The 23,694-nt window shown below is 69.0% G+C and carries 22 protein-coding genes; 10 read left to right on the top strand and 12 right to left on the bottom strand.

The window, feature by feature from the left end:
* The first annotated feature begins 55 nt into the window (after positions 1-55).
* Positions 56-1,471, top strand: coding sequence for a ParB N-terminal domain-containing protein (locus ACFWWR_RS32265; RefSeq protein ID WP_384306931.1), 1,416 nt, complete (start codon positions 56-58; stop codon positions 1,469-1,471).
* Positions 1,468-3,297 carry a DEAD/DEAH box helicase gene (locus ACFWWR_RS32270; RefSeq protein ID WP_384306934.1) on the top strand — a complete coding sequence of 610 codons (1,830 nt, stop codon included), beginning with the start codon at positions 1,468-1,470 and terminating at the stop codon, positions 3,295-3,297. The genes ACFWWR_RS32265 and ACFWWR_RS32270 overlap by 4 nt, the downstream gene beginning before the upstream one ends.
* 57 nt (positions 3,298-3,354) lie before the next feature.
* Here the strand turns inward: ACFWWR_RS32270 and ACFWWR_RS32275 are convergent, their stop codons facing one another.
* Positions 3,355-4,485 (bottom strand): DNA cytosine methyltransferase, encoded by a 1,131-nt coding sequence (locus ACFWWR_RS32275; protein ID WP_384306937.1) that lies wholly within the window; start codon positions 4,483-4,485, stop codon positions 3,355-3,357.
* Between the two features lie 174 nt (positions 4,486-4,659).
* Here ACFWWR_RS32275 and ACFWWR_RS32280 point away from each other — a divergent pair, with 174 nt between their 5' ends.
* Complete coding sequence (locus tag ACFWWR_RS32280; protein ID WP_384306940.1) at positions 4,660-5,379, top strand: HNH endonuclease; 720 nt, start codon at positions 4,660-4,662, stop codon at positions 5,377-5,379.
* A gap of 11 nt (positions 5,380-5,390) precedes the next feature.
* Here ACFWWR_RS32280 and ACFWWR_RS32285 read toward each other — a convergent pair whose 3' ends face one another.
* Entirely contained in the window at positions 5,391-5,906 is a 516-nt protein-coding gene (locus ACFWWR_RS32285) for an ATP-binding protein (RefSeq protein WP_384306942.1), read from the bottom strand.
* Between the two features lie 333 nt (positions 5,907-6,239).
* Here ACFWWR_RS32285 and ACFWWR_RS32290 point away from each other — a divergent pair, with 333 nt between their 5' ends.
* The 3 genes from ACFWWR_RS32290 to ACFWWR_RS32300 all read left to right on the top strand — a co-directional run bounded on the left by ACFWWR_RS32290 (position 6,240) and on the right by ACFWWR_RS32300 (position 7,619).
* Positions 6,240-7,085, top strand: a complete 846-nt coding sequence (locus ACFWWR_RS32290) for a helix-turn-helix domain-containing protein (protein WP_384306945.1) — start codon at positions 6,240-6,242, stop codon at positions 7,083-7,085.
* Entirely contained in the window at positions 7,086-7,283 is a 198-nt protein-coding gene (locus ACFWWR_RS32295; protein WP_384306948.1) for a DUF397 domain-containing protein, read from the top strand.
* A gap of 114 nt (positions 7,284-7,397) precedes the next feature.
* A complete protein-coding gene (locus ACFWWR_RS32300; RefSeq protein WP_384306950.1) occupies positions 7,398-7,619 on the top strand; it encodes a hypothetical protein in 222 nt (73 codons plus the stop codon).
* Positions 7,620-7,651: 32 nt separating this feature from the next.
* Here ACFWWR_RS32300 and ACFWWR_RS32305 read toward each other — a convergent pair whose 3' ends face one another.
* Positions 7,652-8,434: an SDR family NAD(P)-dependent oxidoreductase gene (locus ACFWWR_RS32305; protein ID WP_384306953.1), complete on the bottom strand. Its 783-nt coding sequence runs from the start codon at positions 8,432-8,434 to the stop codon at positions 7,652-7,654.
* A gap of 292 nt (positions 8,435-8,726) precedes the next feature.
* On the opposite strand from ACFWWR_RS32305, the gene ACFWWR_RS32310 reads away from it, so the two are divergent.
* A complete protein-coding gene (locus tag ACFWWR_RS32310) occupies positions 8,727-10,835 on the top strand; it encodes a LamG domain-containing protein (protein ID WP_384306973.1) in 2,109 nt (702 codons plus the stop codon).
* Positions 10,836-10,921: 86 nt separating this feature from the next.
* Here ACFWWR_RS32310 and ACFWWR_RS32315 read toward each other — a convergent pair whose 3' ends face one another.
* From ACFWWR_RS32315 to ACFWWR_RS32325, 3 genes are all read right to left on the bottom strand, one after another.
* Positions 10,922-12,592: a glycosyltransferase family 2 protein gene (locus ACFWWR_RS32315; protein ID WP_384306955.1), complete on the bottom strand. Its 1,671-nt coding sequence runs from the start codon at positions 12,590-12,592 to the stop codon at positions 10,922-10,924.
* Positions 12,593-12,809: 217 nt separating this feature from the next.
* Positions 12,810-13,226 carry a DUF2267 domain-containing protein gene (locus ACFWWR_RS32320; protein WP_384306958.1) on the bottom strand — a complete coding sequence of 139 codons (417 nt, stop codon included), beginning with the start codon at positions 13,224-13,226 and terminating at the stop codon, positions 12,810-12,812.
* Positions 13,227-13,293: 67 nt separating this feature from the next.
* Positions 13,294-13,719, bottom strand: a complete 426-nt coding sequence (locus tag ACFWWR_RS32325; protein ID WP_383859334.1) for an Hsp20/alpha crystallin family protein — start codon at positions 13,717-13,719, stop codon at positions 13,294-13,296.
* Positions 13,720-13,885: 166 nt separating this feature from the next.
* Between ACFWWR_RS32325 and ACFWWR_RS32330 the strand changes: the two genes are divergently transcribed.
* Entirely contained in the window at positions 13,886-14,191 is a 306-nt protein-coding gene (locus tag ACFWWR_RS32330; protein WP_383859337.1) for a hypothetical protein, read from the top strand.
* 114 nt (positions 14,192-14,305) lie between these two features.
* On the opposite strand, the gene ACFWWR_RS32335 is transcribed toward ACFWWR_RS32330, so the two are convergent.
* On the bottom strand, positions 14,306-14,665 hold the full coding sequence (locus tag ACFWWR_RS32335; protein ID WP_383859340.1) for a VOC family protein: 360 nt from the start codon (positions 14,663-14,665) through the stop codon (positions 14,306-14,308).
* A gap of 134 nt (positions 14,666-14,799) precedes the next feature.
* On the opposite strand from ACFWWR_RS32335, the gene ACFWWR_RS32340 reads away from it, so the two are divergent.
* A complete protein-coding gene (locus tag ACFWWR_RS32340) occupies positions 14,800-16,269 on the top strand; it encodes an alginate lyase family protein (protein ID WP_384306976.1) in 1,470 nt (489 codons plus the stop codon).
* Between the two features lie 50 nt (positions 16,270-16,319).
* Here ACFWWR_RS32340 and ACFWWR_RS32345 read toward each other — a convergent pair whose 3' ends face one another.
* Positions 16,320-17,801 (bottom strand): MFS transporter, encoded by a 1,482-nt coding sequence (locus tag ACFWWR_RS32345; RefSeq protein WP_384306960.1) that lies wholly within the window; start codon positions 17,799-17,801, stop codon positions 16,320-16,322.
* Between the two features lie 55 nt (positions 17,802-17,856).
* Positions 17,857-19,194 carry a DUF445 domain-containing protein gene (locus ACFWWR_RS32350; RefSeq protein ID WP_383859346.1) on the bottom strand — a complete coding sequence of 446 codons (1,338 nt, stop codon included), beginning with the start codon at positions 19,192-19,194 and terminating at the stop codon, positions 17,857-17,859.
* Between the two features lie 194 nt (positions 19,195-19,388).
* On the opposite strand from ACFWWR_RS32350, the gene ACFWWR_RS32355 reads away from it, so the two are divergent.
* Positions 19,389-20,723 (top strand): SGNH/GDSL hydrolase family protein, encoded by a 1,335-nt coding sequence (locus ACFWWR_RS32355; protein ID WP_383859349.1) that lies wholly within the window; start codon positions 19,389-19,391, stop codon positions 20,721-20,723.
* A gap of 288 nt (positions 20,724-21,011) precedes the next feature.
* On the opposite strand, the gene ACFWWR_RS32360 is transcribed toward ACFWWR_RS32355, so the two are convergent.
* Genes ACFWWR_RS32360 through ACFWWR_RS32370 form a run of 3 tightly spaced genes read right to left on the bottom strand, consistent with a single transcriptional unit; the run spans position 21,012 to position 23,649 of the window.
* Entirely contained in the window at positions 21,012-21,854 is an 843-nt protein-coding gene (locus ACFWWR_RS32360; protein ID WP_384306962.1) for a DUF1707 domain-containing protein, read from the bottom strand.
* 56 nt (positions 21,855-21,910) lie between these two features.
* Positions 21,911-22,882 carry an ATP-binding cassette domain-containing protein gene (locus tag ACFWWR_RS32365; protein WP_383859354.1) on the bottom strand — a complete coding sequence of 324 codons (972 nt, stop codon included), beginning with the start codon at positions 22,880-22,882 and terminating at the stop codon, positions 21,911-21,913.
* A 2-nt stretch (positions 22,883-22,884) separates the two neighbouring features.
* Complete coding sequence (locus tag ACFWWR_RS32370) at positions 22,885-23,649, bottom strand: ABC transporter permease (RefSeq protein ID WP_383859686.1); 765 nt, start codon at positions 23,647-23,649, stop codon at positions 22,885-22,887.
* Between the last annotated feature and the right edge of the window lie 45 nt (positions 23,650-23,694).

The following is a 23,694-nucleotide window of genomic DNA, read 5'->3' on the forward strand; positions in this document are numbered from 1 at the left end:
ACCGACGTTCGCCACCATCAGTCCCCGCAGGACACTCCAGCTACGAGAGGTACCAATGCCGACGGACTTCGGCGTCCCCCCGATCGCGGACGAGAACCGCACCCTGGTCGAACAGCGGCTCCAGGATGCGCGTGCCGGTGACGCGGTGCCCGAAACACTCCGCGTGGAGTTCCGGGGCCGCCCTATCCACGTCGAGGTCATCGACATGCCGGTAGACCGGCTCTACTACAACCCCGCAACGCACAGGGTCAGTGCGCAACGCGCCCACGACCCGGTGCAGGAAGAGGAACTGACGAAAGATCACTGGTCAGACGCCGGCCAGAGCTACCTGCATCACCTGCTGACAGCAACGCCGTCCGACCCGCACCAGCGCGACCCGGATTTCGACAAGCTGAAGGAGAGCCTTCGCGAACACCGTCAGAACGAGCCGGGACTCATCTCACGTGAGGGTGTTCTCGTCAACGGCAACACCCGCCGGGCCGCTCTCAAGGAACTGGGTGTCCAGTCCATCCGCGTGGGTGTACTGCCGGCCAGCTGCACCTGGGACGATATCCGCTCAGTCGAACTGTCGTTGCAGCTCAGGCCGGACCGACGACGCGAATACTCCTATATCAACCAACTGATGGCCATCGAGGAGCAGATCCACCTCGGACTCCCCCTCGCCGCCATCGCCAAGCTGTTTCACACTACAACGCCGGCACTGGACCGGGACACATGGGTTCTTGGGCAGTTGCGCGACCTCGTGAAGCGGAGCGAGCACGGCCGGATCAAACTGCGCCTCATGGACTTCGAGGACGCTAAGGAAAGCTTCGCCGAGCTGTACCGGACCTATATCAAGGAAAAGGCCAAGAATAAGGAGAAGGCCGACACACTTCTTGAATACCGGCTGGCGGCCATTGTCCTCGATTTCGCCAAAACCGACATTCGCAACATCCGCACTGACTTCCGGGAGGAACACCTGGAACGTCGCCTGCCTGAAGGGCCCCACACTGCGGCCCCGGAGCCTCCGAAGGCCGTCTCCATCCCTGGTCTTAATCGCTCCGTGCCGGCACCGAGTTCCGAAACAGCAGTAGCCCGGGCCCTGACTGACAGGCTCCTCAGGGCAAAGGCCACACAGAAGTCCGCGACCTCAGCGACCGTTGAAGAGCTCACTGAAGCCAACAGCTCCGTGTCTGTGCTGAGAGAAGCCTTCGAGGAGTCGATCCACGCCGCTTACAAGGCGATGCGTGACCGGAAGAAGCGGCTTGCGGCCCCCGACCGTGTCAACGCAGCAATTGAGGAACTTCAGCAGTGCGCCACAGACCTGGTGCTAGCGCGGGGCAACAACAGCCTGGACGAGGGCGCATTCGATGACACCCTCGTCGCGCTCAGGCAGGCACTGACCAAGGTGTCGGCCGAGGCCTCAAAGAGTATCCAGCTCCCGGGCGAGGGCCTGTCGTGGCTGCGTGAAGCCGTGGGAAGCCAGCGATGACCCACTCTGGCCTTCCCTCTCTCCGCATCACCTTCGACGTCACGAGGACACGTGCGGTGCTCCGTGCCCGGCCAGGCTTGGAAGGAGAGTTTGGAATGCTGGCCACGCGGGTGACTCCAGGTGGCCAGCGGGGTCCGCTGACGTCGGATGCCGATCTGGACAGTTTCCTGTCCTCCATTGGTGAGCTTGCGGACTGGTCGCACGCGGATGTCGAGTGGGAGCCTGAGCTGGCCAGCCTGGTCAGCGGTGTTCTCGACGACTCCGAGACCGTCCAAGCCCGGCTCAGCTCACCGCCTGCCGACGCCCGGCAAGACCCGCTCGTGCCAGAGAACGTCCATGCCCTGCTAGGCACAGCGTGGCAGGCCGACCTCACTTCATTCCAGCTGCGGGATATCGGGGAGCTGTTGTCCCTGGGCCACGGCGCGAATTTCAGCGTCCCAGGAGCCGGAAAGACCCGCACGGCACTGGCAGTTTTCAGCGCCCTGCGTGAGCGAGGTGAAGTCCGGCGTCTTCTCGTCGTCTGCCCCAAATCAGCGTACGAATCATGGCAATTCGAGGGGGACACCTGCCTCAAGGAACCCTTGCTGACTTCCGTAATGGAAAACGGATCCCTCGACCCCGAGGCTGATGTCGTCTTGGTCAACTACGAGCGGTTGTCCGGGGCTGTCAGCCGTCTTGCGGAGTGGCTGCGCATGGCACCGGCGATGCTTGTGCTCGACGAAGCGCACCGTATGAAGCTCGGAGCCCGCGGTGCCTACGGCTCTGCCTGCCTATCGCTTGGGCCGCTGGCCCGACGGCGCCTCATTCTCACTGGGACGCCGGCCCCCAATGGCGCCCGGGATCTGGAAAGCCTGCTCTCTTTCGTTTGGCCAGGACGCGGCAAGCAGCTTGTCCTCGAAGCTGTCAGCGGCGGCGATCTCGCTTACGCAAGCCAGGCTCTACGTCCGCTGTTCACTCGGACAACGAAGAAGGAACTGGGTCTTCCTCCATTTGAACCCCTAGTCCGCTACGTCGAACTTCCCCCACTGCACCGTGAGTTGTACAACGCGCTCAAGGGGGATCCGTCCACTCGCCGGGGAGACCTGGCCTCTCTCGGCAAGGCAGCGATGCGCGTGCTGATGGCTGCGATCAGCCCGGCTCTGCTGGCCCCGGGCGACCGTCCCTACGACCCGCTCGCCTTTCAGTTGCCAGCGCTCGACGTCTCCGACGGCGACTCGTTGCATACGCTGCTCCAACGGCTTCCTCAGCATGAACTCTCGCCCAAATACGCGGAAACCGTTCGGATCGTCGCAAGGAACGCGCGGGCTGGCCGTAAGACACTGGTCTGGACTGGATTCATCCGAAGCCAGAAAACCCTAGAGGAGCTACTAGCACCACATGCCCCGGCTTCCGTTTACGGCGCCACCTCGACCCAGGGGCGGGAAGCTGAGCTCAGCCGCTTCCGTGAGGACCCGTCATGCATGGTCCTCATCTCCAATCCCGCGACCCTGGGTGAAGGCATCAGCCTTCACCAGGTTTGCCATGACGCCGTGTACGTGGATCGTGACTTCATGGCTGGCCGCTTCCTCCAGAGCCTTGACCGCATTCATCGGCTCGGACTGCCTCCAGGCACCGAGACACGTGTGACCGTCCTAGCTGCCCGGGGAACGATCGACGAAGTCGTCGCCATGCGTCTCGAAAAGAAGCTGCACTTCCTGGGCAGCGTGCTCGACGATCCTGCGGTTCGCCAACTCGGCGATCTCCAAGAGGAGGAAACCACGGGTCTGGGCATGGACGCCGATGACATCCATGCCCTCCTCGCCCACTTGGACAGCCGACTCCCGTGACGGGCGGCTGGCATGCGGGACCGCCCCAGCGCGCTCTCGCTCCTCAGCCGCCCTCAGTCACCGACTGGCACCACGGTTGCGGTCGGCCTTGAGCACTTCGATGATCGATTCGCCGATGGCCTGCGCGACGGGCGGCGGAAACGCGTTCCCGACCTGCCGGTACTGGGCCGTCTTGCCTCCCGTGAAGTCCCACTCCGTCGGGAAGCCCTGAATGATCGCGGCCTGTCGAACCGTGAGCATCGGGCCTTCGGCACCGAACAGATCACGTTCTTCAGTGCCGGTCGGCTCACCGTTCACGGGGGCGTTGGCCACGCCCATGCCCGAGACCCCAAGCGCTCGCCATGCCTTCTTAGCCCGGCTAGGACCGAGGTCGGCGCCTCCGTGTTTCTTAGAGCCGCCGACAAGCGTGGGAGCCACGTCTTTGTCAGCGTCTTTCTTCCAGTCGTTGAACACCTGCTGTGCCTGGGCAGCCCTAGCCCCCTTCTCAAACGGTGCGATGCGCTCACGCATCGAAGCCTCAAGCGCCTTGTAGACCGTGACTCTCTCGGCACTGGGCGCCGGAGCTTCATACTTCAGATCCTTGAGGACATCCCTCCGAAAGGCGACGAGGATCGAGCGGGGCCGGAGCTGCGGGACGCCGAACTTCTCCGCCTCGTAAACCTTCCACCCCACAACCTCATAGCCGGGCAGTCCGTCGTCGCCAGGCTCCATCTCCTCAAGGCTGGCCTGGATTCGTGACCTGTAGCCGTCGAACTTGGCGTCCATGAGGCCACGGACGTTCTCGATCATCACGGCCCGGGGGCGGATGAGCTCGGCCAGCTTCAGGATGCGCGGGAAGAGATCACGCTCATCGTCCTCACCGAGCTGCTTGCCAGCGTGGGAGAAGGGCGGGCACGGGACCCCGCCGGCGAGCAGGTCTACCTCACCCCGCCGATACAGACCAGCGCTCTTCTCCAGGTCACGTTCGGGATCGAACTCAAGCACGTCTTTGCAGAGAACATCGCAGTTGTCGCGCTCCCAGGCCCACTTCGGGTGCACCTCGATGTTTTCACGCAGCGTCGCCGCCGCATACTTGTCGATCTCGACGAGGGCAAGGTGTCTGAAACCGGCCAAGTGCAGTCCGATCGCCTGTCCGCCAGCGCCGGCACAGATCTCGATGGACGTGTAGCCCCGGTCAGTCCCCGTCATGGCCCCTCCTCTTACACGAATTCCAGTGACGCCTCATACGGCAGTCATCACAGAGGGTGACACGACCCACTGACATTGCGACTCGACACGGCGGCACACACCAGTGTGCGGCATCCCCTGCCCCACCCTGGTCACCAACAGCACTACGATTTCGAATGCTCGTACGATACCGCCGTGGTGAAAATCAACTGGACGCGTGACGAGCTGTTGCTGGCCTGCGCGCTCGTTGCCGAGAACGGCTGGCACGAGCTGCGGCCAGCCGACGAGCGGGTGCAGAACCTGTCCAAGATCCTCCGGCAGCTTCCCTTGCACGATGGCGCGGCGGCAGATCCGAAGTTCCGCTCTCCCGGCAGCGTCAGCCGCAAGACGGGTGACATCGTCACAGTCCGTGCCGGGTATCACGGGGTCACCACGAAGGGCGGCCAGCTGACCCGCGAGGTGGTGGCCGACTTCACAGAGCGCACCGACGAAATGCTCTCCGCCGCTCAGGCTCTGTACGCGGGCGTGACATCCGCCGAGATCGTCCGCATACCTGCCCAGGAAGGCGAGACAACCTGGGCACGCGAGGGGCAGCTCCTCAGACGCTGGGCCCTCTACCGTGAACGGAACAAGCCCCTGCGCGACCGGAAGATCCAGGCGGTTCTGGACGAGGGCATCCCTCTGCGGTGCGAGGTGTGCTCGTTCGACTTCACCGCTGCCTACGGCGAACTGGGAGACGGCTACATCGAGGTCCACCACAGGCTGCCGCTCCACATATCGGGTGTGACGGAGACCCGGATCGCGGATCTCGCCCTCCTGTGCGCGAACTGCCACCGCATGTGCCACAGGAGTTTCCGCGGAGAATCCTGGCGCACCCCCGGCGCCCTCCGGGAGCAGATACGGAAGTCCGCTTAAGCACTGCCCCACTACGCCGCGTCCGCTTCAGCTTCGTAATGCATCTGAGCACGGTCGAGGATGTCGTCCGGGTCGAGTCCTCGAGCGGCAGTCCAGTGGAGCAGATCCGCGATCAGCTCGACCGCTGACTCCTCAAGACCAATGGATTGTCCGCTTCCCCGAAGCAGAGCACCACGGCTGGGCCCCTGATAACCCTCAAGCACCCCGACTGCACGCTCGATACGTCGGCACGCCTGACCTGGACCGATCGAGATCTCGCACCAGACCGCCTTGCCCACCGCAGTCAGCACCGTCCCCCAGTCCACTGCCAGCGCAGCGAGCAGGTGCAAGCCACGACCACACTCCGCGTCACAGGCCGCCGTACCCGGTGACGGCATCACCCGGCTCTCGTCGTGCACTTCGAGGCGCAGCCGCTCCCCGCGCCACTCCAGGATCAGAGTCGCTGATGCGCCTTCACCGACGTGCTTGACGACGTTCGTTGCCAGCTCGGTAACGAGCAGTTCTGCTTCGTCAGCAGCCGCGGGCATGCCCCACCGACTCAGCTGCGTTACCGCGCTCTCCGAAGCAGGCGCACTTCTGCCGACGCCGCCTCAAAAGGCAGGACACAGCGGAGTCGGGGTTCGGTGACTTCGTAGCCAGGCATGGCCACTCCTCCGTCCCAGGCCACGCACATGCTGCACCTGCCGTATCCGTACGGCTGCACTGCGTAGCGATCTGAGGAGGAGCATGGCATGGAGAAGTCTCTCTGTGTAACTTCTCATGGGAATCCATCGAGTGAATCTGATGGTGAGCCACTTCCTGGCTGCCTAGCCTGATGGGGATCTCCGGGCCTGCCGCCCGGCTCATGGCGAAGGAGCCGCATGTCCGAACGGACCACAACTCGCCGCCGCCAACTGGGCGCGATGATGCGCAAGTTGCGCGCGCGAAAGGGGCTGACGCTTGAGGAGGCCGGTCGGCTCGTCGGCGTGTCCAAGGCGACGATCAGCCGGTATGAGACCCAAGCCGGTCCGGTCAAGTGGCTCGTCATCGACGCGTTGTGCCGTGAGTACGGTGCGACTGACGCGGAACGCCAGGCCGTTGTCGTCATCGCTAAGAACGCCAAGCAGCAGGGCTGGTGGAGCTCCTTCGCCGACTCCATCCCCGAGAGCATGAACCTACTGCTCACGCTTGAGGACGAAGCCGTACGCGAAAGTCACTTCGCGTGTGTCTATGTCCCTGGCCTTCTGCAGACGCGTGCCTACAGCACAGCACTGCAGAGGGCCAATGAAGTACCTCTGGACCCCAGGGAGATTGAGCGCCTGGTCGACATCCGCATGAAGCGGCAAGTGATTCTTGCCCGCCCCAAGCCGCTCCGCCTCTGGGCGATCCTCGACGAGTCCGTGATCCGGCGCGTGGTCGGGTCACCTCAGATCATGCGGGAGCAACTCGACCGGCTGCTCGAAGCGAACGAGTCTCCGCACATCACGCTTCAGGTGCTGCCCTTCGCCAAGGGAGCCCACGCCGCGGCCCTGGGAAGTTTCGTCGTCATCGGCGGTTCTGAGCCGACCCTTGACGTGGTGTACGTCGACTTCCACACCGGCTCCCTCTTCCTGGAGAAGGATGAGGAACTGGAGCGATACAGACTTGCGTTCGAGTACCTCCAAGCACAAGCGTTGGACATGGAGGCTTCCTCCGCCATGATCCATCGCGCGCGCAAGGAGCTGTGAATGTCTGTCGGCCCTCAGCCTGTCCCCGAGCCCACTTGGTTCAAGTCGTCGTACAGCGGTGGCAACGCGACCGAGTGCGTGGAGGCCGCCTTCGTACCCGCAGGGGTGTGGGTGCGGGATTCCAAGGTTCCGGACGGCGCTCATGTCGCAGTGTCGGCCGAGGCATGGTGCAGGTTCGTGGGCACCTCGATGCAGTGATCTGCGGGTGCTCTTCTCCGTGGGGCAGGACTCGCATCGGTCAGCGCGGGCGACACCCGGCTCCTAGATCCCCCGCGATTCCCTCATCGGACGTGAGGGGAAGCACCAAGCACCATGGACGATCCGGCCCGCCACGCACGCCGGGGTGCGTACCGGGCGTCACCCCAGGCCCGATGGATCCTCACCCAGGCAAGCCGCGCCCGGACTGTCAACGCCTACACCGATCTGTCGGACGCGACTTGGACGTCGTATATCCGCCGTCGCTTCGAACTCGACTCGCTCTTCGCGAACCACGACATCCTGATGACCGGGCGGATCGCGCTGCCGAGTTTCTGAGCAAGCGGCCTTGATGCCGATCTATGAGAGTCCTAGTGAACCGAAAACCCCCCATCCACAAAGATCGACTGCCCAGTGACATACCCCGACCCCCGCCCCGCCAAAAACACCGCCGCCCCCGCGAAATCCTCCGCCAGCCCGTTGCGGCCGACCATCGTGCGGGCGGCCAGCGCTGCCACCTTCTCCGGGTCGGACGACAGGCGGGTGTTGAGCGGGGTCATGACGAAGCCCGGGACCAGTGTGTTGGCGGTGACGCCGTGGGGGGACCAGGCCTCGGCCTGGGAGCGCGCCAGGGACTCCAGTGCTCCCTTGGAGACGCCGTAGGCGCCGCTGTGGACGAAGGCGCGGTGGGCCTGTTGGGAGGTGATGTGGATGATCCGTCCGAAGCCTCGCTCGGCCATGCCGGGTCCGAAGCGCCGGCCCAGCAGGTAGGGCGCCTCCAGGTTCACCGCCATCGTGGTGTCCCAGACCTCGTCGCTCAGCTCGTCCATCGGCGGCCGCAGGTTGATCCCGGCGCTGTTGACGAGGATGTCGGGCTCGCCGAACGCCTCGGCTGCCTGGTCCGCCGCCGCCCGCACCCCGTCGCGGGTGCTCAGGTCGGCGCTCACCCAGGCCGCCCGGCAGCCGGCCGCGGTCAGCTCGTCGACCGTGGCGGCCAGTTCCGGTTCCCTGCGCGCCACGATCACCACGCTCGCCCCGGCCCGTGCGAGGGCCTCGGTGATGGCCCGGCCGATTCCGGAGCTGCCGCCGGTCACCACGGCGACCCGGCCGTCCAGCGAGAACAGTTCGGAGAGGTAGGTCTGCGAGGTCGTCATCTCCGCACCCTAGACGGCGTCTGCATGGCGACCGGTACCCGGTCCGGTCGACGTCGAGCCGGTCGACGTCGAGCCGGTCGACGTCGAGCCGGCCGGCTTTCACGTCTCCCTGCGGCGTCGGCACCGCGGTAGAAACCGCTTCAGCTGTGTCAGTGGTCTCTGTTAGCTTCATGCGGCTCGTGTGGTCCACGAGCCGCAACAGCGAACAGGGGTGGGACAGTTGACCGGAAGACACATGGCTGGAATACGACTGGCCGGCAGACGAAGAACCGCGTCCGCGCAGCTGGCGGCGATGTGCTGTGCGGCGGCGGTCGTGGTGTCGGGGACCGGCATGTCCGGCACGGCGTACGCGGCGGAGAACCTGCCGCCGAAGCAGCCGCTCGTGCAGGACCTGCAGACGGAGACCAAGGCGTGCGCGACCGGTGACAACCGGGCGTACGTCGGGGCGCCGCCGACGCTCGGCGCCGTCCTGTACGACCCGGAGGAGGACAACCAGCCCGCCGAGGCCAACATGGTCAGGGCCGAGTTCGAGGCGTGGTGGACCGACGCGGCCGGGGTCGAGCAGCGCCGTACGTACACGTCCTACGAGACGTTGTCGGGGTCGCGGCTGCCGTGGCGGATGCCGCAGGACATCCCGGCGGACACGGTGATCTCCTGGCACGTCCGCGCCGACGACGGCAAGGCCACCTCCGCCTGGAGTTCGGAGGGCGACGGGTCCGTCTGCGAGTTCGTGTACGACGACGCCAGCCCGGAGAAGGCCGTCGTCACCTCGCCCGACTTCCCGGAGGAACAGATCGGGGGCGGCGTCGGCGTCTACGGCAGCTTCACCATGGACTCCCCGTCATCGGACGTCGTCGAGTACCGCTACAACTTCATCGGCGGCCCGTACGGGACCGCCCGGCCGGACGAGATGGGCGGGCCCGCCACCATCCGGTTCCTGCCGCTCCAGGCCCGCCCGGACTACCTGAGCGTGCGCGCGATCGACCGCTCGGGGCGCAGCAGCGGAACCACCACGTACTACTTCCGGGTCCCGAGCGGGCGCGCACCCGTCGCCCACTGGAAGCTCGACGACGCGGCGGGCGCCACCAGCGCCGTCGCCGAGACCGGCACCGCCGCCCGCGCCGGTAGGGGCGTGACCTTCGGCGGTCCGGCCCCCCGGGGCACCGGCGCCACCGCCACGGTCGCCCTCGACGGCAGCCGCCACGGCTTCCTCACTCCGGACGCCCCGGCCGTCGACACCGGCAAGACCTTCGCGGTCAGCGCCTGGGTGCGGCCCGCGCAGACCGACCGGACGATGACCGTCGCCAGCCAGGACGCCGGCAACACGGCCGGCTTCCGTCTCGGGCTGAGCAGCCCGGACTCCGGACCCACCTGGTCGTTCGGCATCGGTGGCGCACGGGTGTCGGGCGGTGCTCCGGAGACCGGTGAGTGGGCCCACCTGCTGGGGCTCTACGACAAGGAGACCGGGAAGGCGCAGCTGTACGTCAACGGCCATCCGGTCGGCACCGCCGTCGAGGCCGCGCCCGCCGGGGCGAACGACGCGTTCCAGATCGGCCGGGCCCGCAGCGGTTCCGGTTACCACGCTCGGTGGCACGGCGACATCGGTGAGGTACGGGTGCACGACCGGGTCGTGGTGCCGGTCGAGGTGGCCGAACTGAGCCGCCGCACACCGAAGCTGCTCGGCCACTGGTCGCTGGAGACCGCGACGGACGGCGCCAGCCCGGAGCAGAAGGGCGGAGCGCCCCTCACGCTCGGCACGGGCGCGACGATCTACCGGGGCTCCGACAACTCCTGCATCCCGGATCTGGACCCCGACTGCACCTACGTGCCGCCCGCCCTGGTCGGCGACGGACACCTGCGGCTGGACGGCGAGACCGGGCACGCCGTCGCCGAGGGCCCGGTGGTGGACACCGGGGACAGCTTCACCCTCGGCGTGGTGGTCCGGCTGGCGGACTCCGAGCCGGCCCACCCGATGACCGTGCTGTCCCAGGCGGGCAAGCACACCGACGCCTTCAAGGTGCGCTACGAACCGTCCGAGCACGCCTGGCAGCTGATCATGCCGGAGAAGGACGAGGTCGGCGCCGCCGAGACGGTGGTGTCCCAGATCGAGGCGGCGGACGGCGGCGAGGGTCAGGGCCACCGCCTTGCCGTGGTCTATGACGACGCCACCGACACGGTCAAGCTCTTCCTGGACGGCTGGACCAACGCCCAGGCGACCGGAACCCTCCCGAACGGCTGGCGCAGCTCCGGGGCGCTGCAGATCGGGCGGGCGCAGGTCGGCGACGGCTGGGGCGAGTACCTGCACGGTGACGTGGACGAGGTGCAGGCGTACGCCGGCGCGCTGAAGGACGACAGGATCAGCGGCCTGGGCTGGGGGACGGACCCCTGCGTCGAGTGCTAACCGGTAGTCGCCGACCGCCGGGCTGACCGCGGGACTGAGCGTCGGTAGGCCCGGCGCTCGGTCCCGCCGCCTGTCGGCCCCACTGCTCAGTCCCTCCGCCCCGCCGTCCAGGGATCCGCACGGCGCGCGAGCGTACGAACCTGCCCGCGGACGTCCTTCGGGAGGCGCCGCAGGAAGGTGCGGGCGGCGCGGCGGACGGTGGGGGTCGCCGTGGCGTGCAGGAGTACGCGGTGGGGGACGGAGAGGTGGCCCGGGTGGCCCACGGAGAGGCGGAGCTGGCCGCCGGGGCCGCCCCAGGCGGGGTGGACCAGGCGGGGCGGGGTGCCGGCCGTGAACGCGGCGGGGCAGAAGGGGGCGCCGGTGAGGCGGAACCGGCGGCCGACGCCGAGGAGTTGGGCGTACGCCCACACCAGGTGCGTGCCGGCAGGCATCTCGGTGCCGCCGGCCAGGGTCAGGGGGTCGATGGTGGTCTCGCCGGTGATGATCACGCGGTGGCGGCCGTTGCCGAGCGGCTCGGTGCGCGGGGCGAGGTCGGTCTTCGGGAACCACCAGAGGTTCCGGGCGGCGTCGTGGACGAGGAACTCGCCGCGGGCGTCGCCGAGGGGGTGCGGGACCTCCCAGTCCTCGGCGCCCTTGATGTCCGCCAGCAGATCGGGGTCCAGGAGGAGACGGCCGTAGCGCTCGACGAGGGTGAGGGGTTCGCCGTCGGGGCGGAGCATGCCGATCGTCGTCGTGACGACGAGTCTGCCGTTCCGCCTGCGGATGGCGTCGACCGTGACCTGGGGCTTGATCTTCTGGACGCGGCGCGCGAGTTCGACCAGGGAGTCCAGGTTGCCGTCCTCCAGGAGACGGGCTCTGAGCCTGGTGATCGCGGGGAGTCCGTCGCGTACGCCCGGCGGGTAGCAGTCGAGGGCCATGCGGCGTACGACGTCGAAGTACCGTTCGAGGTTGCTGCCCGTGCGCTGGAGGACGCGGGGTTCGACGACCGGGCGCAGGAGTTCGACGCGGTAGGAACGGCGCAGCAGGTGGTTCTGCAGGGGGCCCGGTTCGGTGCCCTCCTTGATGGCCTCCACGACCGTGCGCAGGTGGCCGTAGTAGGTCTCGGGCGTGGTGGCGCGTCCGCTGGTGTTGCCTCCGTCCTCGCGGCGGTTCCATACGTAGCAGGGGTGGTCGCCGAGGATGGAGACCCTCTTCGCGCGCACGTACGCGCGGGCCATGAAGAGCTGGTCCTCCAGGCGTACGGGTCCCTCGGGGAAGGTGATCTCCTCGTCGAGGAGGAAGGCCCGGCGGAACATCTTGTGGGGCGTCAGGCTGTCCATGAGGGGCGCGTCCTCGGCCGTGCAGTGTTCGACGGTCCGCTTGAAGAGGCTGCTGGGGCCCTGCATGGTGCCCACGACCTTGCCCAGGACGATGTCCGAGGCGTTGCGCGCGGCGAGGTCGTACAGGCGCTCGAGGGCCTCCGGGGTCAGTTCGTCGTCCTGGTCGACGAACTGGACGTACTCGCCGCGAGCCGATCGGACGCCCACGTTGCGGGGTTTGCCGGGCCAGCCGGAGTTCTCCTGGTGGATCACGCGTACGTGCGGATGCCGGGCGGCCAGCTGGGCGAGGCGGTGCGCGGAGTCGTCGGTCGAGCCGTCGTTGACGTAGACGATCTCGTACGCGTCCCGGCCGATGCTCTGGTGGAGGAGCGAGGGGGCGCAGCGGTCGATGTACTCGCCCGCGTTGTAGACCGGCACCACAATGCTGACTTTGAGCATCTATTACCCCGAACATGGTCGGACCAGGTGATTTCGTACTCGACCTCACGGTAGTCGGAGCCCTCGATCGCGTCCGGCCAGGCGCGCTCGGAGTGTCGGAAGTGTCGGAAGTGCCGGAGGGACTCCGGGTCGTGGCGTCCGTCCCGCCGTGCTGGGCTTCGGCCTTGCCGAAGCCCAGCAGGGACGTTGACGGCCGCCGACTCGGTCAGGCCCTCGTTCAGGCCGCGGGTGTCAGCTCCGCTCGGCCGAACAACAGGGCGTATCCGGGCGGTAGTTGGGCCAGCACGCGGTCCACCAGGTCGTCGCCGACCAGACCCGGCAGGACGCTCAGGACCGAGCTGACGTCCCAGCGGGCCGTGGCCGGGGTGGCCCCCTGGATACGGGCGGCGATCGCGTCCACGAACTCCGCCGCCGTCAGCGGACGGGGCGCCGGGATCTGGGAGGCGACCACGCGGGCCGCTTCCTCGGGGAGGGCGCGGGCCAGGTCGACGCGTTCGTCGCCGGTGACGTGACCGCCGAGGGCGGAGAGGACGACGCGGGTGACGCGTTCGGCCTCCGCCGTGGTCGGGTACTGGCCGGACTCCCGTACGGCGTCGATCAGTTCGGTCCATCTGGTCGTGCTCAGTACTGTCATATGGGCTCCCTTCTTCGGTCCTCCGGGGTCGTCCGCCGGGTCGTCCTTGGGTCAGCCGGTCAGCCGCTCAGCCGCTCAGCTGCTTACGGCCGCTGTCGCCGCCCGTGATCTGGATCCGGCGCGGCTTCGCCTGCTCCGCCACCGGGATGCGCAGGGTCAGGACACCGGCCTCGTACGAGGCGTCGACGCGTTCCGTGTCGAGCGTGTCGCCCAGGAAGAGCTGGCGGGTGAAGCTGCCCGTGGGGCGCTCGGCGACGATCAGCTCCGCGTCCTCGGGGGCGGGGGAACGGCGTTCGGCGCGGACGTTCAGGACGTTGCGTTCGACGTCGATCTCGATCGTCTCGGGGTCGATGCCGGGGAGGTCGAAGTGGACGACGAACTCGTCCCCGGACCGGTAGGCGTCCATCGTCATCGCGGTGGGGCGGGCGGTGGAGCCGAGGACCTGCTGTGCGAGGCGGTCGAGTTCGCGGAAGGGGTCCGTACGCATGAGCATCACAGTTCACTCCTTTCCTCAGGTTCGCTGTGCGATGCCCTACGGCTTCTTATATAGCTCGGAGGAGGAAACTTGACAAGCCCCGACTCAGGTAGGCGGCGTCGTCCGAGGTGAGCGTTAGCCTCGGGGGCGCATCGCACCGCACGGGACAGCACAGGAGGCAGACATGGCGAAGGTTCCCAGCGCAGTCGTCGCGGCGAGCGGTCTCGTCGGCGGGTACGGCGTGGCCCGCTGGACCAGGAAGCGGCAGCTGGGCGGCGTCGTGCTGGCCGCCGCCGGGGCCGCGGCCGCGCAGCAGTGGCGCCGGCAGGCGGGCGGCAAGGCCGCGGGGGCCCTGACCGCCGCGTACGTCGCCGCCTTCGCCGGGTCGCACCCGCTGGCCAAGAAGGTGGGCGCCTGGCCGGCCGTCTTCGGCGTGGCCGGAGCGGTGGCCCTGGCTTCGTGGGCGGTGGCGGACCGGAACGCCGGCTAGTTCGTCAGCCCGCGCGGTCGGCCCGCCACACCCGGTCGGTCCTCCGCGCCCGGCGGCCCGCTACACCCGGTCGCTCCGCTACATGCGGTCGGTCCTCCGCGCCCGGTCGGGCCGCTACGCCCGGTGCCCCAGCACGTTCACCACCCGCCCGTTCGGATCCCGTACGAAGAACCGGCGTACGCCCCACTCCTCGTCCCGCAGCTCCCGTACGATCTCCGCGCCCGACGCCGCCACCTGCGCGTACACCGCGTCGACGTCCTCGACCTCCACGCTCATGTCGGGGACGACGGGCGCGGTGCGTTCCTCGGTGAGGAAGATGATTTGGGCGGTGGGGTTGGACGGGGAGGCGAGGGTGGTCGCCCAGCCCAGGTTCATGACCTCCTCCAGGCCGAGCAGGCCGTAGAAGTCCCGGCTTGTCCGCATCGCTTCCTCGGACCGGACGTGGATGTCGGGGACGACCCTGCGGACTGTCATCGGCGTCTCTCCTCGCGCTCGTGCGGTTTTTGTTATCGGCTGCCCTTCCCTCTCGTCTCCTCACCGTCCCCCACAGGCACGCGATTCGACCCCGAGGAACGAAACACGTGACACGAGAGATCAGCCGCCGGAGCATGCTCAAGGCCGCGGGCGTCACCGCCGGAGCCGTCGGTGTCGGTACCGCCCTCGGCACCGGCACACCGGCCGCCGCGGCAGGTGCCGCCGCCCACGCGCATCCCGGCCTCCTGCACACCCGGGCCGACCTGGACCGCATGGCCGCCAAGGTGAAGGCGGGCGCCGCCCCCTACACCGCCGGTTTCGCCAAGCTGGCCGTCAACCGCCATGCGGCGAGCGGCTGGACGGCCAACCCGCAGGCCACCGTGTACCGGGGGGCGGGCTCCCCGCAGAACTACGCGATCCTCTACAACGACGTGCATGCCGCCTACCAGAACGCCCTGCGCGGACACGTCAGCGGTGACAGCGCGTACCTCGACACCGCCGTGGCGATCCTCAACGCCTGGTCGGCCGAGCTGACCAGTCTCGAAGGCAGCGCCGACCGGTTCCTCGCCGCCGGGCTCTACGGCTACCAGTTCGCGAACGCCGCCGAACTCGTCCGTGACCACGGCGACTTCGAGCTCGGCCGGTTCCAGGAGATGCTCAGCAAGGTCTTCGCGCCGCTGAGCGACAGCTTCCTGGCCGATCACAACGGCGCCGTCGTCACCAACTACTGGACCAACTGGGACCTGGCCGCCATGGCCTGCGTCCTGGCCACCGGCATCTTCTGCGACGACAAGGCCCAAGTCGCCCGCGCGGTCGACTACTTCAAGAACGGCGAGGGCCTGGGCGCCGTCAAGCACGCCATCCCCGTCGTGCACGACGACGGACTCGCCGAGTGGGTCGAGGCCGGCCGCGACCAGGGGCACGCGCTGCTCGGCGTCGGGCTGATGGGCACCGTCTGCGAGATGGCCTGGAACCAGGGCATCGACCTGTACGGCTACGACGACAGCAGGTTCCTCAAGGGCGCCCAGTACGTGGCCAAGTGGAGCATGGGCGGCGCCGTGCCGTACACCGCCAACACCCGTGCGAAGGGTGCCATCGACGGCTGGTCCGGCCAGGAGACCGCCGCCGACGCCGCCGCCGTGGACCCGGCCATGCAGCGCCCGATCTGGGCGATGATCGCCAACCACTACACCAAGCGGCGCGGCCTGTCCGCCACGTACCTCACCCGGATCGCCGCCCAGGCCGCGCCCGAGGGCGGTGGCGGGGACTACGGCCCCAACAGTGGCGGCTACGACCAACTCGGCTTCGGCACGCTGGCGTTCACGCGGGACAGGGCGGCGGACACGGCGGCTTCCCCGAGCCCGAGCCCTGCGGCCGGTGGGTCGCCCTCGCCGGGCGCGGGTGGCGGATCGGGCGCGCGGCCGCAGAGCGGTGCGGAGGGCACCGCGTCGCCCTCCGCGTCCGCCAGGGCCCAGGGTGGCCTCGCCGCCACCGGTTCCGACGACGTCGTCGGATGGGCCGCCGCCGCGGGCGTCACCGCGGTTGCCGGCGGGCTGCTCTTCCTGCGGCGGCGGGACCGGGGTCGGCGCGACGGCGCTCAGTAGCGTCCACCCGTGCCGCCCGAGCGGCATTCCGCCCCCGCCGCCCCTTCCCCCTACGCCGTAGCCCTCCGCGGCTCCTTCTCCGTCGCCGCCGTCAGTGGCTTGGCGATGTCCTCCAGGGAGCGGCGTTCCGCGCGTACGGCGAGGAATGCCGCGACCAGGCCGGCCGCGCACATCAGGGCCGCGCCGATCTGGAAGGCGAGGACCGTGTCGCCGACCTTGCCCGTGCCGGTGAGGTCGGCGAAGAGGATGGGGCCGCTGATGCCGCCGGCTGCGGTGCCGATGGCGTAGAAGAAGGCGATGGACATGGCCCGGGTTTCCATCGGGAAGACCTCGGAGACCGTCAGGTAGGCGCTCGACGCGCCCGCGGAGGCGAAGAACAGCACCGCGCACCAGCAGGCGGTCAGCGTGCCCGCGCTCAGGGAGCCGCGGTCGAAGAGCCAGGCCGTGCCGAAGAGCAGCAGGCCCGAGAGCAGGTACGTCGACGAGATCATCACCTTGCGGCCGACCGTGTCGAACAGCTTGCCCAGCAGCAGCGGGCCGCAGAAGTTGCCGACGGCGATGACGGCGAAGTAGTAGCCGGTGTCGCCGGTCGGGACGTCGTAGAAGGTCGTGAGGATCGCGCCGAAGCCGAAGGTGATTGCGTTGTAGAGGAAGGCCTGGCCGATGAAGAGGGAGAAGCCGAGGACCGCCCGCCTGCGGTAGTCGGAGAAGACCGTGCGGCCGATCTCCAGGAAGGTCACGCTGCGGCGCTGGTGGATGGTGAGTTCGCCCTCGGCCCGCGGCAGCGGTTCGTCTCGCTCGGCCTCGACCCGCTGTTCGATGGAGGAGACGATCCGTTCCGCCTCCTCGTCCCTGCCGTGGATCAGCAGCCAGCGCGGGCTCTCCGGGACGTGACGGCGTACGAGGAGGATCACCAGGGCGAGGACCGCGCCCAGGGCGAAGGTCAGCCGCCAGCCGACGTTCGCCGGGAAGATGTCGGTGTCCAGCGCGACGATCGACAGCAGCGAGCCGCCGACCGCGCCCAGCCAGAAGCTGCCGTTGATCATCAGGTCGACGCGGCCGCGGTACTCCTTGGGGATGAGTTCGTCGATCGCGGAGTTGATGGCCGCGTACTCGCCGCCGATGCCGAAGCCGGTCAGGAAGCGGAAGGCGAAGAACCACCAGGTGTCGAAGGCGATGGCGGTCAGGGCGGTCGCCGCCAGATACACCGCCAGGGTGATCATGAAGAGCTTTTTACGCCCCCAGATGTCGGTCAGACGGCCCCAGAACAGGGCGCCGAGGCAGGCGCCGGCCACGTAGAGCGCGGCGGCGATGCCGGTGACCTGGCCGGAGCTGATCGGCAGTCCGCTGCCGGGTTCGGAGAGGCGGCCCGCGATGTTGCCGACGACGGTGACTTCTAGGCCGTCGAGGATCCACACGGTGCCGAGACCGATGACGATCGTCCAGTGCCAGCGCGACCACGGGAGGCGGTCGAGGCGGGCGGGGATGTCGGTCGTCACGGTTCGGCCTGTCTCGGCCTGCGCGGTGGTCATGGGCCCCCTCCTCATCTGAGCGAGAACCCGGATCGGGTGCCCTCGACCAGTGGGGTTACGCCCCCAGCGCCCGCGACACCGTGTAGATCAACAAGCCCACCAGCGAACCGACCACCGTGCCGTTGATCCGGATGAACTGGAGGTCACGGCCGATGTTCGCCTCGATCTTCTTCGTCGTGTGCTCGGCGTCCCAGCCCGCCACGGTGTCGGTGATCAGGGAGGTGATCTCCTTGCGGTAGGTGGTCACGACATAGACCGCCGCGCCCTCCAGCCAGCCGTCGACCTTGGCCTGAACCTTCGGGTCGACGGCCATCCGGGCGCCCAGGGACAGCAGGGAGGCGCGCACCCGCAGCCGCAGCTCGCTGCGCTCGTCCTCGGCCGCCGAGACGATCATGGAGCGTACGGCGGACCAGGCGGAGTCGATCAGGTCCTGGACCTCGCCGCGGCCCAGCACTTCGCCCTTGAGCCGCTCGACACGCGTGCGTGTGTCGGTGTCGGACTGGAGGTCGGAGGCGAAGTCGGTGAGGAAACGGTCGAGGGCGCCGCGGGCCGGGTGGGAGGGCATGTCCCGCATCTCCACGCAGAAGCGCAGCAGTTCCTTGTAGACGCGTTCGCCGACCCTCTTGTCGACGAACCTCGGGGTCCAGCCGGGCGCCCCGCCCTGTACGGCGTCCATCACGGAGTCGCTGTGCAGCTCCAGCCAGTCGTGCGCGCGGACCACGATCAGGTCGACGGCACGACGGTGGCCGCCGTCCGCGACGACCTTCTCCAGCATCTTGCCTATGCCGGGCGCGATCTCCTGCGCGTCGGCCCTTCTCGTGATCGCCTCGCCGACCACCGCCTGGACGTCCGAGTCGCGCAGCACGGTCAAGGCGCCCCGGAGCGCGGCCGACAGCTCGGCCGTCACCCGGTCGGCGTGCTCGGGGTCCGCGAGCCAGGTGCCGAGCCGACTGCCTATGCCGACGGCCCGCAGCCGCTGTCGTACGACGTCCTCGGAGAGGAAGTTCTCCCCGACGAACTCGCCCAGCGACACCCCCAACTGGTCCTTCTTGGTGGGGATGATCGCGGTGTGCGGGATCGGCAGGCCCAGCGGGTGCCGGAAGAGGGCGGTGACCGCGAACCAGTCGGCCATCGCACCGACCATGCCGGCCTCGGCGGCCGCGGCGACATAGCCCGCCCAGGCGCCGGCGCCCTGGTGGGAGGCCCACTTGGTGAGGACGTAGACGAGCGCCACGAACAGCAGCATGCCGGTGGCGGTGAGCTTCATCCGGCGGACGCCGCGCTGCTTCTCCTCGTCGGCCTCGCTGAACGTGTTCATGGCGCGGTTCGTGAAGCCTCCGGGGCGGGCATGCTGCCCTTCGGCACCGATTGATCCCGTTTCCGTACGTTCCATCCGCTCCACCCGTTCGGTGATCCCTCACACATTGTCCCTTCCTGACCGACTCCTGGAACGGAACAAGAGTTCCCGGCGTCTGTCCGGTCGGGGGAACACGGCGGGGTCCTGTCAGTTTTCCCCGGCCCATGGCTCATCATGGGCTCATCAGATCGGAGCCTCGGGCTCCCATCGCCCGAGGAGAACAACACAGCATGACCCGGCGTCATGGTTACGCCCTGCTCGCCGCGATCCTCTCCGTGATCGTGGCCCTGTCCGCCGCCATCTACGTCGGAGTCGCGACCGACGACGGTACGAACGAACGCACCACGCTGGCCGGCGGGCCCGCCCCCCACAACTCCGCCGCCCCGGTCTCCACCGGCGTCTGGGTCGGCTCCTGGTCCGCCTCCCCGGTCGGCGGCGAGCCCGGCACCGAGACCGACGGCCTGGCGGGCCGCTCGGTACGCAACGTCGTCCACGCGAGCGTCGGTGGTACGAGTGCCCGCATCACGCTGTCCAATCTCTACGGCCAGTCGCCGCTGACCATCACGCACGCCTCGGTCGCCCTCGCGGCCGGCACCGGCACCGCCGAGGCGGACGCCCAGACCATGCGGCGCCTGACGTTCGGCGGCAACACCGTCGTCGTCGTCCCGGCCGGACAGCAGGTGCTCAGCGACGCCGTCGCCCTGAGCGTCCCGGCGGGCGTCGACGTCCTGGTCACCACCTACTCCCCCACCCCGTCCGGCCCGGTCACCTACCACCCGCGGGCCCGCCAGACCTCGTACGCCGCCGACGGCGACCGCACCGAGGACCCGACGGCGACCGCGTACACGGAGCAGACCGAGTACTGGCGCTACCTGACCGCGCTGGACGTGCTCAGCGACGAGGCCGAAGGCACCGTCGTCGCCTTCGGCGACTCGCTCACCGACGGTGTCGGCTCCACCGCGAACGCCAACCACCGCTGGACCGACCTCCTGTCCCAGCGGCTGCGCGCCGCGATCGAGGCGGGCCGGGACGTGCCCCGCTACAGCGTCGTCAACCAGGGAATCGGCGGAAACCAGATCCTCGCCGACGGCCTCGGCCGCCCCGCCGAGAACCAGGCCGGCGTGGACCGCTTCGCCCGGGACGTCCTCGGCCGCCCGAACGTCAAGGTGGCCGTCATCGACCTCGGCATCAACGACATCCTGCGCAACCCCCGACTGGCCGACCCCGACGCGATCCTCGAGGGCCTGCGTTCAGCGGTCCGCCAGGCCCACGCCCGCGGCATCAAGGTCATCGGCGCCACCCTGATGCCCTTCGGCGGCCACCGCGGCTACACCGACGCCCGCGAGTCCGTACGGCAGCAGATCAACGCCGAGATCCGCGCGGGCAGGGTCTACGACGCCGTCGTCGACTTCGACAAGGCGGTCCGCGACCCCTACAACCCGCGCAGGTTCCGCTCCGACTACGACTCGGGCGACCACCTCCACCCCAGCGACAAGGGGTACGAGCGCATGGCCGCGGCCTTCGACCTGGACGACCTGAAGGGGACGGCACCGGCGAAGCTGTGACGCGGAGCCCTGGGGCCGGGAGCCGGGGCCTGGGATCCGGGGCCGGGGTTCGTGGGCCGGGGGCCGTGGGCCGGGGGCCGTGGGCCGGGGGCCGGGGTTCGTGGGCCGGGGGCCGTGGGCCGGGGGCCGGGGGCCGTGGGCGGGGGCCCGGGTCCGGGGTCCGTGGGCCGGAGGCCAGGGGCCGTGGCCCGGGGGGGCCGGTTTGGGCGGTGTGCCGGGTGCGGGTGAGTGGGGGCTGGTCGCGCAGTTCCCCGCGCCCCTGAGGGGCACCCACTCATCCAGGATGGATCAGTACTCGCGGCGCCGCCGCCGGTCCCGCTCCTCCCGGCGCTCTTCCCGACGCTCCTCGCGGCGCTCACGGCTGCGGTCCCGCAGCAGGTCGTGGTGGCCTTCGAGCATCCTGCGGTGGGCGTCGCGGGCGTCGTCCCGGACGGACTGGCCCAGCTCCCGCGGGGACGCCTTGCGGTCCAGCTTCTCCTGGCGGCGCTCCTCCTTCAGGCGCTGCCGCTCGGCACGCGTGAGCTTGCGCTCCACACCGACGCCGCCCCAGAAGGCGAAGCCCGTCACGATCACGCGCGGGGCGCCCGGATCACCCGGCACGCCCTCCTCGCGCTGGTCGAAACCGCCCATGATGCCGATGCCCCGCACGACGACCTCGACGCCCGGCGGCACGATCACCTGCATCCCGCCCATGATCGCGACGCAGTTGATCTCGACCTCGCGGTCCGCGAAGTTCGCCTCACGCAGATCGATCTCGCCGCCGCCCCAGAAGGCGAAGCAGTTGAACCGCCTCGGCACCGTCCAGCGGCCCCTGCGCTGGAAACCCGACATGACGGCCACGGCCCACGTCGACGACCCCTCGCCGCCGACGATCCGACCCGCCCAACTCCCGCCCTGCGCGGGCTCCTTGGTCATCGAGATCCGAGGGGCCTGGACGACACCCGCGCCGGACGGCAGGTCCCGGGTGATCGGCGCCAGTTCGCCGTACGTGCGCGCCTTGTACGTCGCGTCCAGCCGTTCCTCGAACTCCTCCATGTCGAGGCGCCCCTCCGCGAGGGCGTCCCGCAAAACCTCGGCGACTCGTTCACGATCGGCGTCGGAGGCGCGCAGCTCCGGGGCATCCTCGGTCATACCGTCAGCCTACGAGTTCCGGGCGACGGGCACTACGGCATCCACTACGGCAGCCGCTACGCGGTCGCCGCCCGCTCCGCGTACATCTTCGCGATCACCGCCTCGATGTCCGGCTCCCGCACGGACAGGTCCACCAGCGGATACTCCGCCGCGATCCGCGCCACCAGCGGCGCCGCCGACGCCGCCGCCGGGAACGCCAGCCACTGCCGGGGCCCCTCCACCTTCACCACCCGCGCGGGCGGCGGCGCCTCGATCGGCGGCAGTTCGCGCTCCAGATCGACCACCAGGACCCGCTCGCTCTCCCCCGCCTCGTGCAGACCGGTGAGCGGACCGTCGTACATCAGACGCCCGTGGTCGATGACCATCACCCGCGAACACAACTGCTCGATGTCCTGCAGATCGTGCGTGGTCAGCAGCACCGTCGTGCCGTTCTCGGTGTTCAACTCCCGCAGGAACTCCCGCACCTTGGCCTTCGACACGACGTCCAGACCGATCGTCGGCTCGTCGAGGTACAGCACCTCCGGATCGTGCAGCAGCGCCGCCGCGATGTCACCGCGCATCCGCTGACCCAGCGAGAGCTGCCGTACCGGCACGTCCAACAGCTCGGCCAGTTCGAGGAGTTCGACGAGCCGGTCGAGGTTCTCCCGGTAACGCCCGTCCGGGATGCGGTACATGCGGTGCATCAGCCGGTAGGAGTCGATCAGCGGCAGGTCCCACCACAGCGTCGTACGCTGCCCGAACACCACCCCGATCCGGTGCGCCAGCCGCGCCCGCTCCCGGGACGGATCGATCCCCGCCACCCGCAGCCGGCCACCACTCGGCGTCAGGATGCCGGTGAGCATCTTGATCGTCGTCGACTTCCCGGCACCGTTCGGACCGATGTAACCGACCATCTCACCGCGCGGCACGGTGAAGGAGATCGAGTCGACCGCCCGCACCTGACGCCGCTCCCGCTTCATGAAACCGGTCTTCTTGCGCACGTCGAAGACCTTCTCGACGCGATCCAGCTCGATGAACGCACGGTCCACTTCTAGCTCCCTGTACTCCGATACGACCGAAGCCCGGTCCGCCACGCCACCCCGGCCAGCGCACAGCACACGGCCGCCACCAGCGGCGAGACGAAGGCCGTCCACGCGGGCAGCCCGAGCGGCAGCGGCCGCCCCAACACATAGGCGGCGGGCACCCAGTTGACGAAGGCCAGCGGCAGCACGAACGTCACCCCCCGCACCAGGTCCTGCGCGAAGATGGTCGGCGGATACTGCAACAGCGTGGTGCCGCCGTACGTGAACGCGTTCTGCACCTCGGAGGCGTCCTGCGCAACGAACTGGAAGGCCGCGCCCCCGACGAACACCGCGCAGAAGATCCCGGCGCCGCCCAGCACCATCAACGGCATCAACACCAGCTTGAGCGGCGTCCACTGCAGGTCGAGCTCGATCAGCGCGTAGCCCAGCACCAGCGCGCCCTGGGTGACCCGCCCGAGCCGCCGCAGCCCGAACCGGTCGGCGGCCACCTGCGCCAGCACCGGCGCCGGCCGCACGAGCAGGGTGTCGAGCGTGCCGTCACGCACCCGACGGCCCAGCCGGTCCATCGAGCCGATCGCCAGATCGGCCAGCCCGAAGGAAACCGAGGACAGGCCGTACAGAAAGGCCACCTCCGGCAGCGGATAGCCGCCCAGGGCGTCCACCTGCGAGAACATCAGCAGGATCGCGACGAAGTCGAGCGCGGTCGCCGCGAAGTTGCCGACCGTCGTCATGACGAAGGAAGCCCGGTAGGCCATCGTGGAGCGGATCCACATCGCCGCGATCAGGCGGTACGTCCGCGCCCCCTCCGCGAGCCGGCC

This window comes from Streptomyces sp. NPDC058678, assembly GCF_042714835.1.
GTDB lineage: Bacteria > Actinomycetota > Actinomycetes > Streptomycetales > Streptomycetaceae > Streptomyces.

Coding starts and splice junctions, on each gene's coding strand:
- ACFWWR_RS32355 (WP_383859349.1), top strand. CDS start 19,389: ATGACCCGGCGTCATGGTTACGCCCTGCTCGCCGCGATCCTCTCCGTG.
- ACFWWR_RS32270 (WP_384306934.1), top strand. CDS start 1,468: ATGACCCACTCTGGCCTTCCCTCTCTCCGCATCACCTTCGACGTCACG.
- ACFWWR_RS32370 (WP_383859686.1), bottom strand. CDS start 23,649: ATGTGGATCCGCTCCACGATGGCCTACCGGGCTTCCTTCGTCATGACG.
- ACFWWR_RS32335 (WP_383859340.1), bottom strand. CDS start 14,665: ATGACAGTCCGCAGGGTCGTCCCCGACATCCACGTCCGGTCCGAGGAA.
- ACFWWR_RS32340 (WP_384306976.1), top strand. CDS start 14,800: ATGCTCAAGGCCGCGGGCGTCACCGCCGGAGCCGTCGGTGTCGGTACC.
- ACFWWR_RS32350 (WP_383859346.1), bottom strand. CDS start 19,194: ATGGAACGTACGGAAACGGGATCAATCGGTGCCGAAGGGCAGCATGCC.
- ACFWWR_RS32325 (WP_383859334.1), bottom strand. CDS start 13,719: ATGCTCATGCGTACGGACCCCTTCCGCGAACTCGACCGCCTCGCACAG.
- ACFWWR_RS32265 (WP_384306931.1), top strand. CDS start 56: ATGCCGACGGACTTCGGCGTCCCCCCGATCGCGGACGAGAACCGCACC.
- ACFWWR_RS32285 (WP_384306942.1), bottom strand. CDS start 5,906: ATGCCCGCGGCTGCTGACGAAGCAGAACTGCTCGTTACCGAGCTGGCA.
- ACFWWR_RS32275 (WP_384306937.1), bottom strand. CDS start 4,485: ATGACGGGGACTGACCGGGGCTACACGTCCATCGAGATCTGTGCCGGC.
- ACFWWR_RS32305 (WP_384306953.1), bottom strand. CDS start 8,434: ATGACGACCTCGCAGACCTACCTCTCCGAACTGTTCTCGCTGGACGGC.
- ACFWWR_RS32345 (WP_384306960.1), bottom strand. CDS start 17,801: ATGACCACCGCGCAGGCCGAGACAGGCCGAACCGTGACGACCGACATC.
- ACFWWR_RS32320 (WP_384306958.1), bottom strand. CDS start 13,226: ATGACAGTACTGAGCACGACCAGATGGACCGAACTGATCGACGCCGTA.
- ACFWWR_RS32315 (WP_384306955.1), bottom strand. CDS start 12,592: ATGCTCAAAGTCAGCATTGTGGTGCCGGTCTACAACGCGGGCGAGTAC.
- ACFWWR_RS32360 (WP_384306962.1), bottom strand. CDS start 21,854: ATGACCGAGGATGCCCCGGAGCTGCGCGCCTCCGACGCCGATCGTGAA.
- ACFWWR_RS32300 (WP_384306950.1), top strand. CDS start 7,398: ATGGACGATCCGGCCCGCCACGCACGCCGGGGTGCGTACCGGGCGTCA.
- ACFWWR_RS32295 (WP_384306948.1), top strand. CDS start 7,086: ATGTCTGTCGGCCCTCAGCCTGTCCCCGAGCCCACTTGGTTCAAGTCG.
- ACFWWR_RS32310 (WP_384306973.1), top strand. CDS start 8,727: ATGTGCTGTGCGGCGGCGGTCGTGGTGTCGGGGACCGGCATGTCCGGC.
- ACFWWR_RS32290 (WP_384306945.1), top strand. CDS start 6,240: ATGTCCGAACGGACCACAACTCGCCGCCGCCAACTGGGCGCGATGATG.
- ACFWWR_RS32330 (WP_383859337.1), top strand. CDS start 13,886: ATGGCGAAGGTTCCCAGCGCAGTCGTCGCGGCGAGCGGTCTCGTCGGC.